13 protein-coding genes are annotated in these 13,672 nt (G+C 65.7%); 7 read left to right on the top strand and 6 right to left on the bottom strand.

Annotated elements, in window-relative coordinates; translation table 11 throughout:
- Positions 1-3: 3 nt before the first annotated feature.
- The gene (locus RM25_RS05435) at positions 4-207 is read left to right on the top strand and encodes a hypothetical protein (protein WP_013160976.1); all 204 of its coding nucleotides are present in this window, start codon (positions 4-6) and stop codon (positions 205-207) included.
- A 20-nt stretch (positions 208-227) separates the two neighbouring features.
- On the opposite strand, the gene RM25_RS05430 is transcribed toward RM25_RS05435, so the two are convergent.
- Positions 228-854 (bottom strand): ACT domain-containing protein, encoded by a 627-nt coding sequence (locus RM25_RS05430; protein WP_052809121.1) that lies wholly within the window; start codon positions 852-854, stop codon positions 228-230.
- A gap of 220 nt (positions 855-1,074) precedes the next feature.
- Here RM25_RS05430 and gatC point away from each other — a divergent pair, with 220 nt between their 5' ends.
- From gatC to RM25_RS05405, 5 genes are all read left to right on the top strand, one after another.
- The gene (gatC, locus tag RM25_RS05425) at positions 1,075-1,377 is read left to right on the top strand and encodes an Asp-tRNA(Asn)/Glu-tRNA(Gln) amidotransferase subunit GatC (RefSeq protein ID WP_044636157.1); all 303 of its coding nucleotides are present in this window, start codon (positions 1,075-1,077) and stop codon (positions 1,375-1,377) included.
- Positions 1,367-2,917: an Asp-tRNA(Asn)/Glu-tRNA(Gln) amidotransferase subunit GatA gene (gatA, locus tag RM25_RS05420; RefSeq protein WP_044636156.1), complete on the top strand. Its 1,551-nt coding sequence runs from the start codon at positions 1,367-1,369 to the stop codon at positions 2,915-2,917. The genes gatC and gatA overlap by 11 nt, the downstream gene beginning before the upstream one ends.
- Before the next feature lie 26 nt (positions 2,918-2,943).
- Positions 2,944-4,425 (top strand): Asp-tRNA(Asn)/Glu-tRNA(Gln) amidotransferase subunit GatB, encoded by a 1,482-nt coding sequence (gene gatB, locus RM25_RS05415; protein WP_044636722.1) that lies wholly within the window; start codon positions 2,944-2,946, stop codon positions 4,423-4,425.
- Positions 4,426-4,633: 208 nt separating this feature from the next.
- Positions 4,634-7,117 carry a bifunctional lysylphosphatidylglycerol flippase/synthetase MprF gene (locus RM25_RS05410; RefSeq protein ID WP_044636155.1) on the top strand — a complete coding sequence of 828 codons (2,484 nt, stop codon included), beginning with the start codon at positions 4,634-4,636 and terminating at the stop codon, positions 7,115-7,117.
- Positions 7,114-8,430 (top strand): alpha/beta hydrolase, encoded by a 1,317-nt coding sequence (locus tag RM25_RS05405; RefSeq protein ID WP_060759078.1) that lies wholly within the window; start codon positions 7,114-7,116, stop codon positions 8,428-8,430. Before RM25_RS05410 ends, RM25_RS05405 begins: the two co-directional genes overlap by 4 nt.
- Before the next feature lie 29 nt (positions 8,431-8,459).
- Here the strand turns inward: RM25_RS05405 and RM25_RS05400 are convergent, their stop codons facing one another.
- Entirely contained in the window at positions 8,460-9,593 is a 1,134-nt protein-coding gene (locus tag RM25_RS05400; RefSeq protein ID WP_013160982.1) for a M24 family metallopeptidase, read from the bottom strand.
- 472 nt (positions 9,594-10,065) lie between these two features.
- Between RM25_RS05400 and RM25_RS12735 the strand changes: the two genes are divergently transcribed.
- The gene (locus RM25_RS12735; protein ID WP_044636154.1) at positions 10,066-10,488 is read left to right on the top strand and encodes a PTS sugar transporter subunit IIA; all 423 of its coding nucleotides are present in this window, start codon (positions 10,066-10,068) and stop codon (positions 10,486-10,488) included.
- Positions 10,489-10,519: 31 nt separating this feature from the next.
- On the opposite strand, the gene RM25_RS05390 is transcribed toward RM25_RS12735, so the two are convergent.
- Genes RM25_RS05390 through RM25_RS05375 form a run of 4 tightly spaced genes read right to left on the bottom strand, consistent with a single transcriptional unit; the run spans position 10,520 to position 13,670 of the window.
- Positions 10,520-11,170 carry a CBS and ACT domain-containing protein gene (locus RM25_RS05390; RefSeq protein ID WP_013160984.1) on the bottom strand — a complete coding sequence of 217 codons (651 nt, stop codon included), beginning with the start codon at positions 11,168-11,170 and terminating at the stop codon, positions 10,520-10,522.
- Between the two features lies 1 nt (position 11,171).
- A complete protein-coding gene (locus RM25_RS05385) occupies positions 11,172-11,876 on the bottom strand; it encodes an ABC transporter ATP-binding protein (RefSeq protein ID WP_013160985.1) in 705 nt (234 codons plus the stop codon).
- Entirely contained in the window at positions 11,869-12,660 is a 792-nt protein-coding gene (locus RM25_RS05380) for an ABC transporter ATP-binding protein (RefSeq protein WP_013160986.1), read from the bottom strand. The genes RM25_RS05385 and RM25_RS05380 overlap by 8 nt, the downstream gene beginning before the upstream one ends.
- On the bottom strand, positions 12,657-13,670 hold the full coding sequence (locus RM25_RS05375) for a branched-chain amino acid ABC transporter permease (RefSeq protein WP_013160987.1): 1,014 nt from the start codon (positions 13,668-13,670) through the stop codon (positions 12,657-12,659). Before RM25_RS05375 ends, RM25_RS05380 begins: the two co-directional genes overlap by 4 nt.
- Positions 13,671-13,672: the final 2 nt, after the last annotated feature.

The following is a 13,672-nucleotide window of genomic DNA, read 5'->3' as shown; positions in this document are numbered from 1 at the left end:
TTTATGCGCAGGTTCTCCTCTGATCTCGACCTGACCGGCGGTGCCCCGGTGCGGGCGCGTCCAAGCATCGGCGAGTGGGGACCTGACCAAGTGCCCACGACGGCCCAGAAGAAGAGGTTGCGGATATGGGTGAGTATCGCGCTGGTGGCGGCCACCACCGCCATCGGGGTCCTGATGTACGTGTTCTACAAACTTCTCGGCTACTGAATTCTCGGCGGCTGACGGCGTCAGGCTCGGGCGACCGACGCCAAGTGCTCGAGGCGGAACAACTCTGAATCCAGGAACTCGGGCCCGCCCTGACGGCCGACCAGCAGTGTGCGATCCTCATCAACCGGCGCCGCCGCGACCGCCACATCGCCCCAGTCGGGCATCCAGTCCTCGCCCATTGCGTGGCGACCCGCCTTTGCCAAGTCACCGAGCTCGCGCAATTGGTCGGCTGTGAACTCGGGCGCCCGCTCGGTGGCGTGCAACACCTTGAGTCCCTTGCGGTCGACCAGACTCGCCCATTCGCAACGGAAGACCGTGGGTGCGTCCTCGGTCAGGATCTCCGCTGCGCGGGCCCGCTGCTTCGACATCCGGTTGATCACCTCGATGTCGCTTTCGAGGTTCCATTGGTCGGGATAGCGCGACAACCAGAGCACCTTCACGTCGGGCATCTCGGCACAGGCATTGATGATCGTCTCGGCGAGCGATCCCGGAGGCATGGCCAGGATGAAATCGTCGATCACGTGACCATCCGAACGGCGCTCCACGATCTCGATGGCGCTGATGTCAGCGCCGACACCGCCCATGGCGGTGGCAACCTGACCCAGGGCGCCGGGTCGACCGGGCAGTTCTACGCGCAGCAACAACACGACCCAATTGTCTCAAATCATCCTCCGGTTGGAACCCCGTCCGCGTTAATGTCTTGTTTCGCCGGCGTCCGCCGCATGCGCTGGAGGCGCCGTCGCCCAGCACCCGGTTGTCGTTAGGATGGCCACGTCACCGAGGTGGTCATCCTCCCTCGGCGGGGGAGTCGTAACGCTCACCCCTGCGGCCAGCGCCGCGGCATCGACACATGAAGGAGTAACGAACGTGGCTCTCACGCCGCATGACGTCAGCCGGTTGGCCGACCTGGCGCGCATCGAATTGACCGACGACGAGTTGGCCGAACTCGCACCCCAGCTGGACGTCATCCTGAACGCCGTGGCCGGCGTCGCCGAAGTGGCCGACGAGGACATCCCCCCGACATCACATGCCGTACCGATCACCAACGCCTTCCGGTCCGATGCGATGAAGCTCTCGTGGCCCGCCGGCGAGATGTTGCGCAGCGCGCCCGCCGAGCAGGACCAACGCTTCCGGGTGCCTCGCATCCTTGATGACTCCGATGAGCAGTGAGGCCACAGTGACCAACGACATCCTGACCACCCCGGCGCTGGAACTCGGTCGGCGGATCGCCGCCCGCGAACAGTCCAGCACCGAAGTCACCGGGGCCTTCCTTGACCAGATCGATGCTGTCGAGCCCGCGGTCCACGCCTTCCTGGCCGTCGATCGTGATCTGGCCCTGCGCCGTGCCGGCGAGGTCGACGCACAGATCGCTGCCGGCGAGCGCCTCTCGCCGCTGGCGGGCGTGCCGGTCGCCGTGAAGGACCTCCTGTGTTACCAGGGCCTTCCCACGACGGCCGCATCACGCATCCTGGAGGGGTGGATGTCGCCCTATGACGCCACCGTCGTGCGTCGCCTGCAGGCAGGCGGACTGGTGATCCTTGGGAAGACCAACCTGGATGAATTCGCCAGCGGATCGTCCACCGAGTCCTCCGGTTATGGCCCCACCCACAACCCGTGGGACCTCGAGCGGATACCCGGTGGTTCCGGTGGTGGCTCGGCGGCCGCACTGGCGGCATGCGAGGCGCCCCTGGCGATCGGCACCGACACCGGCGGATCGATTCGTCAGCCCGCAGCAATGACCGGCACGGTGGGTGTCAAGCCCACCTATGGCGGTGTCAGCAGATTCGGGATCATCGCCATGGCCTCGAGCCTTGATCAGTGTGGGCCCTGTGCCCGCAACGCCGCCGATGCGGCGGCCCTCCACCAGGTGATCGCCGGCTATGACCCCCAGGACTCAACGTCGCTTGATCGTCCGGTGCCGCCCGTCCGCCAGGCCGCGGAACGCGCCGACGTGACCGGAATGCGCATCGGCGTGGTGCGTGAGCTCGGTGGTGAGGGCTATGCGCCCGGCGTCGAGGCGCGCTTCGGTGAGGCGGTGGCCCAGCTCGAGGCGGCCGGCGCCGAGGTGATCGAGGTCAGCTGCCCGAGGTTCGAACAAGCGCTGGCCACCTACTACCTGATCATGCCCAGTGAGCTGTCCAGCAACCTCGCCCGCTACGACGCAATGCGCTACGGGCTGCGGGTGGGCGACGACGGCCATCACTCCGTTGAGCAGGTGATGCGGCTCAGTCGCGGTCAGGGATTCGGCGCGGAGGTGAAGCGTCGGATCATCCTGGGCACCTATGCCCTGTCCGCCGGGTACTACGACGCCTACTACGGCTCCGCCCAGAAGATGCGTACCCTCATTGCCCGCGATTTTGCGGCCGCCTTTGACCGGGTCGATGCGCTGGTGTCCCCGGTCGCTCCCACGACGGCGTTCAAGCTCGGCGAGAAGGTTGACGATCCGCTGGCCATGTACATGGGTGACCTGTGCACGATTCCCAGCAACCTGGCAGGCATCGCTGCCGGCTCCTTCCCCTGTGGCGCGTCACCCGACGACGGTCTGCCGGTGGGATTCCAAGTGATGGCGCCGGCCCTGGGCGATGATCAGGTCTACCGGGTGGGTGCCGCGCTCGAGCGCCTTGTCGGTCCGGGATACGACGCGGCATTGTCCGACCGGGCGGCAGCGCTGCCCGGCTCACTGGTGAGCATGGGGAAGGACGCGAAGTGAGCGTGCAATACAGCGATGACAGGTTGATGGACTACGACGAGGTCATGGCGCGCTTCGACGTGGTGCTGGGCCTCGAGGTGCATGTCGAGCTCAACACCGAATCGAAGATGTGGTGCGGCTGCTCCACGAAGTTCGGCGCCGAACCGAATACCCATACCTGCCCGGTGTGCTTGGGTCTGCCCGGTGCGCTGCCGGTGGTCAATGGCAAGGCAGTTGAGTCGGCCATCAGGATCGGCCTGTCGCTGGGCTGTTCCATCGCAAGCTGGTGCCGGTTCGCCCGCAAGCACTATTTCTACCCGGACATGCCGAAGAACTACCAGATCAGCCAGTACGACGAGCCCATTGCCTATGAGGGCGAGGTCCGACTGGACGTCGAAGGCACGCAGTACACGGTGCCGATCGAGCGCGCCCACATGGAGGAGGACGCCGGGAAGTCCCTGCATGTCGGTGGCGCCACCGGGCGCATCCAGGGATCGGACTACTCCCTGATGGACTACAACCGTGCGGGCGTTCCGCTCATTGAGATCGTCACGAAGCCGGTCTACGGCACGGGCACTCGTGGCCCGGAGGTGGCGCGGGCATATATGAGCTATCTGCGCGACATGGTGCGTGCCCTCGACGTGAGTGCGGGACGCATGGAACAGGGCCAGTTGCGCTGCGACGCCAATGTGTCGCTCATGCCCAAGGGATCGACCGAACTGGGCACCCGAACCGAGACCAAGAACGTGAACTCCCTGCGCAGCGTCGAGGCGGCCCTGCGCTACGAGATCTGTCGGCAGGGAGCCGTGCTGGCCGACGGAGGACGCGTCAAGCAGGAGACCCGGATGTGGAATGAGTCCGGGGGCTTCACCACCGCGGGACGTTCGAAGGAGGAAGCCGAGGACTACCGCTATCTACCGGATCCAGACCTCGTGCCCGTCGAGGCAAGTGCGCAATGGGTGGACGAACTGCGCAAGACCCTGCCGGAGCTTCCCGCGGTGAAGGCCGCGCGGCTGCAGAAGGAATGGGGATTGACCGACCTCGAGATGCGCGACATCGAGGGGAACGAGGGTGCCCTGGCACTGATCGAGGCCACCGTGGTGGCCGGGGCCGATCAGGCTGCGGCACGCAAGTGGTGGCTGGGAGAGCTGTCGCGACGGGCCAATGAGACCGAGGTCGAACTGGCCGAATTGCCCATCAGCCCCGTCCAGGTGGCGCAGGTCGGGAAACTGGTGGACTCGGGCAAGCTCACCGACAAGATGGCCCGACAGGTCATCGAGGCCGTGCTCGCGGGGGAGGGCGAACCCGCCGAGATCGTCAAGGCCCGCGGACTGGAGGTCGTCTCCGATGACGACACGCTCTCGCGCGCCGTGGACGAGGCCATTGCGGCCAACCCGGGCGTGGCGGACAAGATCCGTGGCGGGAAGGTCCAGGCCGCCGGAGCCCTCATCGGTGCCGTGATGAAGCAGATGCACGGACAGGCTGACGCCGCCCGCGTGCGGGAGCTGATCCTCAAGGCCCTCCAGTAGCGGCGCGTCGGCGCCCGGCCCGTGACGCCCCCGCCGATCACAGTGTGACCGGCGCGAACCGTCGTCGCCCGGACGGTGCCGCCGCCGTTGGGCGGGAAGGGCCTGACTATTATCGGTTGTCGTGAGCCAACGAACCCCGCACGCTGAGACCGGCGTCCGGAGCATTGCACGGGGCTTGTGGAGGCGACTGATCCATGCGCCCGTGTGCATGGTGCTCGCCGTGCTCGGCGTGGCGACCATCGCATGGCAGTTGTCCCCGGCAGGGGAGTGGCTCAGGCACTGGGTGCGCACCGGCGGGGGAACCGCCCACATCGGCGGAGCCTCGAATGTGGCGCGTGGGCTGGTCATGCTGGTGGACCCCGGCTCGATCGGTGCGACCGTTGCGCTGCTGGTGCTGATGGTCTCGGTGTTTCCCTATATCGAACGCCGGCTCGGTGCGTGGCGGTTCGTGGCCGCCCTGGTGTGCTGCCATGTCGTCGCGACCGGGCTCACCCTGGGCTTCGCATCGCTGATCGCATCCCAGTGGCCGCGCTGGTCAGACGCGTTGGTCAATGGCTGGTCCAATGGGGCCATTCCCGCGCTCCTGGGCGTTGCCATGGCGGCGTCGGGGGGGTTCAACCACCTGTGGCGTGTCCGCACGCGATGGATCGGTCTGGCGATCACCCTCACCCTGGGCTTCTACGACGCCTCGACCTTCGCTGCCATGACCCTCGGATCGATGGTCGCCGGCCTGGTCATCGGCGCCTTCTGGTGGCGCGGCGCAGAACGCTTCGACCTGTGGCCGCGCTTTCGTGAGCGCCGCGTCCTGGTGTCCCTGGTGATCGCCTGTGCGTCACTGGGGCCCCTTCTGGCCGCATGGTCGACGCGTGCTGCCGGCCCGTTGGAGGAGATCGCCGGCTACGTCCGAACCGGGCAATTCGAGTCACGCGAGGCACATGCGATCTGCCGACTGGCCAGCTCACATGCCTGCACCCTGGCCCACCTTCACCAGAACCTCGGCTGGCCCGTCCTGCTCATGAGCGTGTTGCCCGCCGTCATCATGCTGGTGCTCTGCCTGGGACTCGTACGGGCCCGCCGGTCCGCCTGGTTCTGCGCGCTCCTGGTGGAGGCGGCCATGGCGGCCACGACCGTGACGGCCACGGTGGTCCGGGCCAAGGCGGAGCTGGCATGGCGCCAGACCCACGCGAGCACGGGCTTCATCTTCTTCGTCCGCATGGTCATGGCCTTCCTACCGGCTGCGATCCCCGTCGGCGTGGTCGTCCTGTTGCTCCTCACGGTGCGGCTGTTCCCGGTGCGCCTGCCCCGGCGGGTCGCAGTGGGCCAGCTCGTGCGCTACGTCGCGCTGTTCGGCGTCGCCACGATCGTCTATGTGGTCGTTGGCATGTTGCTGGCTGCGCAATGGTCCCCGCAGGCCTCCGTCGTGGCCCTGCTGCACGATGTGGTCACCCGGGTGTTCGGATTGGAAGTGCTCCTGTCGCTGGGGTCAACGCTGTCGCCCGCCAGCACCGCCACGCAGAGCCTGGCCTATCTGACGGGGCCGCTGGTGATGTTCGTGGCACTGGTGCTCATGGCGCGCAACATGCAGGTGGACCCGCGGGAGCTGGCCGGGGCCGATGCGAAGCGGCTGCGGGGGCTGATCACCCGCTACGGAGGTGGCATCTTCGCCTGGATGACCCAGTGGACCGGAGTGCGCCACTGGTATGACCCCGCGCTCGAGGGCGTGGTGGGCTACCGCCTTGCCCACGGAGTGGCAGTGACCCTGGGGGAGCCGATCGGTCAGGACCCGATGGCCACCGCCCTGAGCTTCGCCCGACGGTCGGACGAGGGTGGGCTGACCTACTGCTTCTATTCGGTCGGTGCCGACTTCGCCCGCCAGGCGCGTGGCTTCGGATGGCGGGCACTCCAGATCGCCGAGGAATCACGCATCGAGTTGGGTGAGGTGGCCTTCAAGGGGAAGCGCTTCCAGGACCTGCGCACCGCCATGAATCGCGCAAAGCGCGAGGACATCAGCATCGTGTGGACCAGGCTGGCGCAGTGCTCCCCGGAACGGCGCCGCGAGATCCGTGAAGTGGTCGAGGGCTGGCAACGCCAACAGACCCTCCCGCCCCTCGGGTTCACCCTGGGCGGGTTCGCCGAGATGGAGGATCCGGAGGTCCGCTGTGAGCTGGCCGTCGACGAGAGCGGACATGTCCATGGGGTTGCCTCCTGGTTGCCGCTCTACCGTGACGAAAAGGTCATCGGCTGGCTCCTCGACGTGATGCGACGCCGCGAGGGGGCCACCGGGGTCTTCCACTCCACCATCGAGTTGCTCATCTCGAAGGCGATCCTGCAGTTCCAGGATGAGGGATTCGAGGTGGTGAGCCTGTCGGGCTCGCCGCTGGCGATGGAGCCACGCGATCAGCCACCGGTCACCGATGCCGTCTCAGGGACCCTGTACCAGGGACTCGGAAGTGTCTCGGGGCTGCTTGAAAGATATTATGGATTCACCTCGCTGCACCATTTCAAGGCGAAATTCGGACCGGAGTTCCATCCGCTCTACCTGGTGTACCAGGACCCCACTGATCTTCCGAAGATCGGTCGTGCGCTGACGACCGCGTATGTGACCACGGAACCGACAGTTCGAATCAGCCGGATCATCAAGTACTTCCGGGGTCGGCGTGGATCAACCGACGAGAATGGATCAGATACATGACGCAGTTGTCGCGAACGTGGCGCAGTTTTGTCAATTGGTTGATGGCGCGCAATATCGTCGGTCCCAAGGAACTCATTCCCGCTGCGGTCATTGCGGCGCTCGTGGTGGCCTGGCTGGTGATCAGGCGACACCGTGGTTGGACCAGGACGGTGGCGATCTGCGCCGGCGTCGGAGCCGTGGTCGGCGTGATCGCCTGGTTCCTGGGCGAGAAGGTTCTCAACCTGACCCTGGGGCCGATGCCCATGCTGGGACGGATCTGGGTGGTGGCCTTCTTCATCGGCCTCGGCCTTGTGGTCGCAAATTTCCGGTGGTCGACCTGGCGTCGCAAGGTGGCGGCCGTCCTGGCAGCCGTGGTGCTGTTGGGGGCCACCGTGCTGGCCGTCAACAAGGCCTACCAGATCAACACCACGCTGGGTGCGTTGCTCGGTCGGGTGCCGGCGAATCCGATCACCCTTCCGTCACAGCCGACGTCGAGTCCGTCGCATCACGAGGACTTCGACGGTGCGCACTGGGTGGCACCGGCGGACATGCCGGCCAAGGGCCAGGCCGGTAACCAGTACCTGCCCGGCAAGGTCTCGGGATTCCACCCCCGCTCGGCGAGTATCTATCTGCCGCCCGCAGCGCTGGTGGCGAATGCGCCGAAGCTGCCCGTGGTGGTGTTCATGATGGGTCAGCCAGGGACTCCCGACGCCCCGCTGTTCAAGGACCAGCTGGACGGCATTGCCGCCGCCCACAACGGATTGTCCCCGATTGTCGTGTTCGTGGATCAGTTGGGGAATCCCAATGTGGACACCCTGTGCCTCGACACGCAGAAATTCGGGAATGTTGAGACCTATATCAATACAGATGTGGCGAATTGGGTCCGCGAGAACCTCAATGTGTCGACCGACCGTCAGGACTGGACGGTTGGTGGATATTCACAGGGGGGGCAGTGCGCGGTGAGTTTCGGGGCAAAGCATCCGGACCTGTGGGGAAATGTGATGAGTGTCTCGGGGGAGGCGTATCCCGGATTTGACCACGCCCCAGATGTGCTGGCGAATGTGTTCCATGGAGATCAGGGTGCCTATGATGCGGTGAAGCCATCCACGATCCTCGCAAAGAATCATTACCCCGATACCTGGGCATTCTTCTCATATGGCACCGACGACCACTATTTCGGCCCCAGCCTGCAGGAATTGGCCCAGCAGGCCGCTGCAGCGGGCATGACCGTCAAGGTCGATCCCCTGGAGAACGCCGGCCACCTGATGCCCGCCGTGCGTGGGGGACTGGGGGCCGGCCTCGAGTGGCTGTACCCGCGCACCGGCCTCAGCTGAGCCGCACCCGAGGGCGCATCATGTGATGCTCAGGGCAACTCCCACCTGGTGGGCGAGTGGTTGAGGCGGACGGGGGAGCCGTCGGCACCAATGAGCACGATGTCCTCGATGCGTACCCCGAAGCGTCCGGGCAGGTAGATGCCCGGCTCGATGGAGAAGGCCATGCCGGGGGAGAGCAGCCGGTCATCGCCACGGACGATGTAGGGCTCCTCGTGCACCTCCAGTCCGATGCCGTGCCCCGTGCGGGTGATGAAATATGGTCCATACCCAGCCTGCTCGATCACGGTTCGGGCCGCCTGATCAACCGCCGCGGCACTCACACCCGCCCGCGCCGTCTCAAAGGCCTTCTGCTGGGCCGTTCGGACGATGTCGTGCACCGTGGCGAACTCGGGATCGCCGGGGGAGCCAACGCAGTAGGTGCGCGTGGAATCACTGAAGTAGCCGCTGGGGGCGGGGCCTCCGATATCGACCACGACCGGGTCGCCGGCACCGATCACGCGGTCGGTTTGTTCCAGGTGTGGACTTGCCCCGTTGGGGCCGGACCCGACAATCACGAAATCAGGGCGCTGATGGCCCTCCGCGACGATCGCCGCGGCGATGTCAGCACCGACCTGCCGTTCGGTCCGCCCCGGCCGCAACCACTCATGGACACGGCGGTGCACCCGGTCGATGGCGGCGGCGACCGCGGTCAGCGCCGTGATCTCCTCGTCGGTCTTCACCACGCGCATGCCCCCGATCAGTTCGCCGGCAGGTTCCACCCGGCAATCGACGGCCGTCCGGATCTCGTGGGCATGCCGGACGGGCATCACATCGTCCACGGCCAACTCCGCGATCGGGCCCAGGCGTGCGGCAAGGAGCCGGTAGGGGCTGTCGCCATCGGGCCAGGTGGACATCTCGAGCCCCATGGACTCGGCCGATGATCCCTCCCACCCGGGCCTCTCCAGCTCGGGCACGATCAGGAAGGCCGACCCCTTGGTGGGCACCACGAGGGCGGTGAGTCGTTCGTGGGAACCCTGGCTCCGGCCCAGCAGATAGCGCATGTCGGCACCGGTGCTGATCACCACCGCATCAACCCCGGAACGTGCCGCCCTGGCCCTGAGCATCTGCTGACGTGCGGTCAGTTCGTCGACCGAAGCCGTGCGCAGCAATCCATCCGTCGTCATGATCTCAGGCTATCCCGGCAGGCCGGCCACTCCTCGTGGAGCCGATCCCGGGGGAGGCAGGCGCTGCGAGCGTGACGGGCCCAAATTTCCCCGTTCTGACATAATGTACATTATCGGTCAAACGTCACCGGTCTTCCTGATCATCGTCCACCCCCTTTCATCGCGCATGTGTCACCTCGTGCATGGAGCCCGCTTCTGCCTTCGCGGTGGATGCCGCGGGGCTCGTCCCGGCCGCCGACCGAGGAAGAACTACCGCCCGGGATTTGATGCGTGCCCACGTGCCCGGCACTCCCGGGCAGTCTGCGGCACGAAGGTCCCGAATCACGAAGGTTCCGAACAATGGGTGGTGGTTCGTGCTCGCCGGCCTGCGGGGATTGGGAGTTCTCCCGTGGCGGCCTCCCCCGCCTCGTCCGCTCCGGGATCGGGGCATGTTAGCGGTACCATGAGCCGGTCGGTTCAAGGAGGAACTTTCGTGATTCGTGTCGTCGTGGCTGCCCACGGGAACCTTGCAAGCGCCTTGGTGAAGTCCACCGCGATGATCCTGGGCTCGAATCCTGATGTGGTGGCGATTGATTTCGACCCCGAAGGCGACGTCCACGCCCTCTATCGTTCGGTCCAGGATGCGACCAAGGACGCCGCGGGCGTGATCTTCCTGGTCGACCTGCTGGGTGGCAGCCCCTACAACGCGGCCGTGCGCTGGTGCAGCCGTCACCTGGACAGCGATGTGGTGACCGGGGTGAACCTACCGATGGTCATCGACGTGTCCACCCTGGCCCAGCAGGAGACCCACGTGCCCCGTGCCGTGAGTGCTGCGAAGGCTGCGGGCGTCTCCAGCGTCGCGTCATGGCGCACGGGCCCTGCCAGCCGTCACCACACGGTCACCGACGACCGGTGAGGCCGGTGGCCGACGCCGGAAGGCTGTCTGCTCAGTCCTTGCCCGGCTCGTTGCGCAGCCGCGCGATCACTCGATAGCCCAGCCCGACCAATTGGGTTTCCAGGTCGGCGGTGTTCAGGCTGTTCACCCCCAGGACGATCTGGCTGGTGCCAGAGCCCGGGTACACCGCCAGGTGGGTGATATTCATGCCGTGGTCGGCCACCAGGCCGGTGATCCTCGACAGCTGACCCGGCGCATCGGTCGCCTCGAGGACCAGTCGCGTGCCACGCATCCGCATTCCCATGATGTCGACGAAGGAATCGAGGATGTCGCTCTCGGTGATCACCCCGACCAGCTTGTCGCCCTCCATCACCGGGACCATCTCGATCTTGTGGTCGCGCATGAGCACGGCGGCCTGTTCGAGGAGGGCATCGGCCGCGATGGTGTAGACGTCGCGGCTCATGACCTTGCCGACCTTCAGCTTGCTGAAGAGGTAGGTGATCTCGCCGATACTGAAGCTGGTGGCCTGGGACGGTGAGGCCTTGGCGATGTCGGAGTTTGCGATCACCCCGACCACCTTGCCGTCGCGCAGCACCGGCAGGTGGCGCACATGGTTGAGCTTCATGACCTCGACGGCCTTGGGAACGGTGTCGTCGGGGGTGACGGTGAAGGGATTCGCCGTCATGTGGTCTCGGATGAACATCTCAGCCTCCCAGGTAGGCGCGCTTGATCTCGTCGCTGGCAGACAGCTCGGCTGCGGTGCCGGACAGGACGATTCTGCCAGTCTCCATCACATATGCGTGATCGGCGATCTGAAGGGCCATATTTGCATTCTGCTCCACCAGCAGGACGGTGGTGCCGGCTTCGTTGATCGCCTTGATGATGTCGAAGATTTCCTGCACGAACAAGGGGGCCAGGCCCATTGACGGTTCATCGAGGAGCAGCATCTTCGGGCGGCTCATCAGGGCGCGTCCCATGGCCAGCATCTGTTGCTCGCCGCCCGACAGGGTGCCGGCCTGTTGCTTGAGCCGATCAGCCAGCACGGGGAACCGTTCGTAGACATCGCGCAGGTCCCGGGTGATCCCCGCCCGATCCTTGCGCAGGAAGGCGCCCAGTTCGAGGTTCTCCAGCACCGACATCTTGGGGAAGACGCGACGCCCCTCGGGAACCTGGACGAGTCCCTGCTTGACGCGTTCGCGTGCGGAAGCCCTGGTGATGTCCTGGCCGGCCAGGGTGATCGTGCCGCCACTGGGGCGCTCCAGGCCCGATGCAGTGCGCAGGGTCGTGGTCTTGCCCGCCCCATTGGCACCGATCAGGGTGACGATCTGGCCGTCCTCGACACTCAGCGAGATGCCCTTGAGCGCCTGGATTCCGCCGAAGTTGACCTGGAGGTCATGGATCTCAAACATCGCTGGCCTCCTGGCCCAGGTATGCCTCGATCACCTGTGGATCGTGCTGCACCTCATCGGGGGTTCCCGAGGCGATCACGATGCCGTGGTCGAGCACGTAGATACGCTCGCAGATGGTCATCACCAGGCTCATGTCGTGTTCGATGAGCAGGATCGTCAGGTCAAAGTTCTCACGGATCCAGCTGATCAGCGTGGTGAGCTCGGCGGTCTCGGCGGGATTCATGCCGGCCGCGGGCTCGTCCAGCAGCAACAGCGAGGGGGCGGTGGCAAGGGCCCGCGCGATCTCCAGGTGTCGCTGGTCGCCGTAGGGAAGGTTGCGGGCCAGCTCTGATTCCTTGTCCGCCAGTCCCAGGATGCCGAGCATCTCGCGGCTGCGCTGCCGGATGTCGGCCTCGCTGCGCTTCCAGACCGGCGTGTGCCCGAAGGTGGCGAGCAGGCCGTAGCTCTCCTGCAACTGCATGGCGCTGACCACATTCTCCAGCACCGTCAGTTCCTTGAACAGTCGGATGTTCTGGAAGGTGCGTGCCACACCGGCCCGACAGATCGCATTGGGCTTGCGCCCGCCGAGCTCCACCGCAGTGCCGTGCTCGTCGAAGGTGATGGAGCCGCTGGAAGGGGCATAGACACCGGTGAGCATGTTGAACACGGTCGTCTTGCCGGCACCGTTCGGGCCGATGAGCCCCACCAGCTCGCCGCGGTTCAGCGTCATGGACATATCGGACAGCGCCGCCAGTCCCCCGAAGTTCCTGGTCAGGTGCTCAACGGTGAGGATGGGTTGGCTCATCGCGTCCGCTCCTTTCGTGCGCGGCCGGGGATCAGGCGCGAGAACAGCTTGACGCTGAGCTCACGCGAGCCCATGAGTCCTTGTGGTCGGAAGATCATGATGAGGATCAGGATCAGCGCGTACAGGATCATGCGAATCTCGGGGAAGGGCTGGAGCAGCGTTGACACGATGGCCAGCAGGATTGCCGCGATGACCGATCCCGACAGGGACCCGAGTCCGCCCAGCACCACGATCACCAGGATGTCGACCGACTTCATGAAGTTGAAGGTGTCCGGCTTGATGAAGTAGAAGAACGACGCGTACATCCCCCCGGCGATGCCACCGAAGAAGGCACCCACCATGAAGCTCATCGTCTTGGTGCGGGTGGAGTTCACGCCGATGGACTCGGCGGCGATCTCGTCCTCGCGCACGGCGATCGAATCCCGCCCGTGGCGCGAATGCAGGTAGTTCGAGATCAGCACGACGCTGCCGGCGGTGAGGATGAACAGCCAGGTCCAGTTGACGAACTGGGGAATGCCCTGGAGGCCAGCAGCACCATTGGTCACCTTGAGGTTGAGCAGGACGATGCGGATGATCTCGGCCATGCCGAGGGTGACGATGGCGAGATAGTCGCCGCGCAGCCGCAGGGTCGGCAGGCCGATTAACAGCCCGACCAGGGAGGCCAGCAGGGCACCGGCCAACAGGCCCAGGACGAATCCCCACACCGAGTCGATCTGAATGGTGACCAGGGCCGTCACATAGGCGCCGATCGCCATGAACCCGGCGTGACCCAACGAGAACTGTCCGGTGAAACCGGTGATCAGGTTGAGGCTGGTGGCGAGCACGATGTTGATGCAGATGGTGGCGATGGTGATCAGGCGGTAGTCATTGATCACATCGGCCTGGACGAGCAGGAGCACCACCAGGTAGACGGCCGCGAGCAGCACCGTCTTGCGGAACCAACTGGCGTGCACGAAGGAACGTGAGGGGGTCGTGGACGTGTCGAGCCCAAGGGTCTGGGAGCCACTCATGG

The organism is Propionibacterium freudenreichii subsp. freudenreichii, from assembly GCF_000940845.1.
GTDB classification, from domain to species: domain Bacteria; phylum Actinomycetota; class Actinomycetes; order Propionibacteriales; family Propionibacteriaceae; genus Propionibacterium; species Propionibacterium freudenreichii.
The sequence above is the reverse complement of the archived record's forward strand: the minus strand, read 5'-3'. Positions and strand labels throughout refer to the sequence as shown.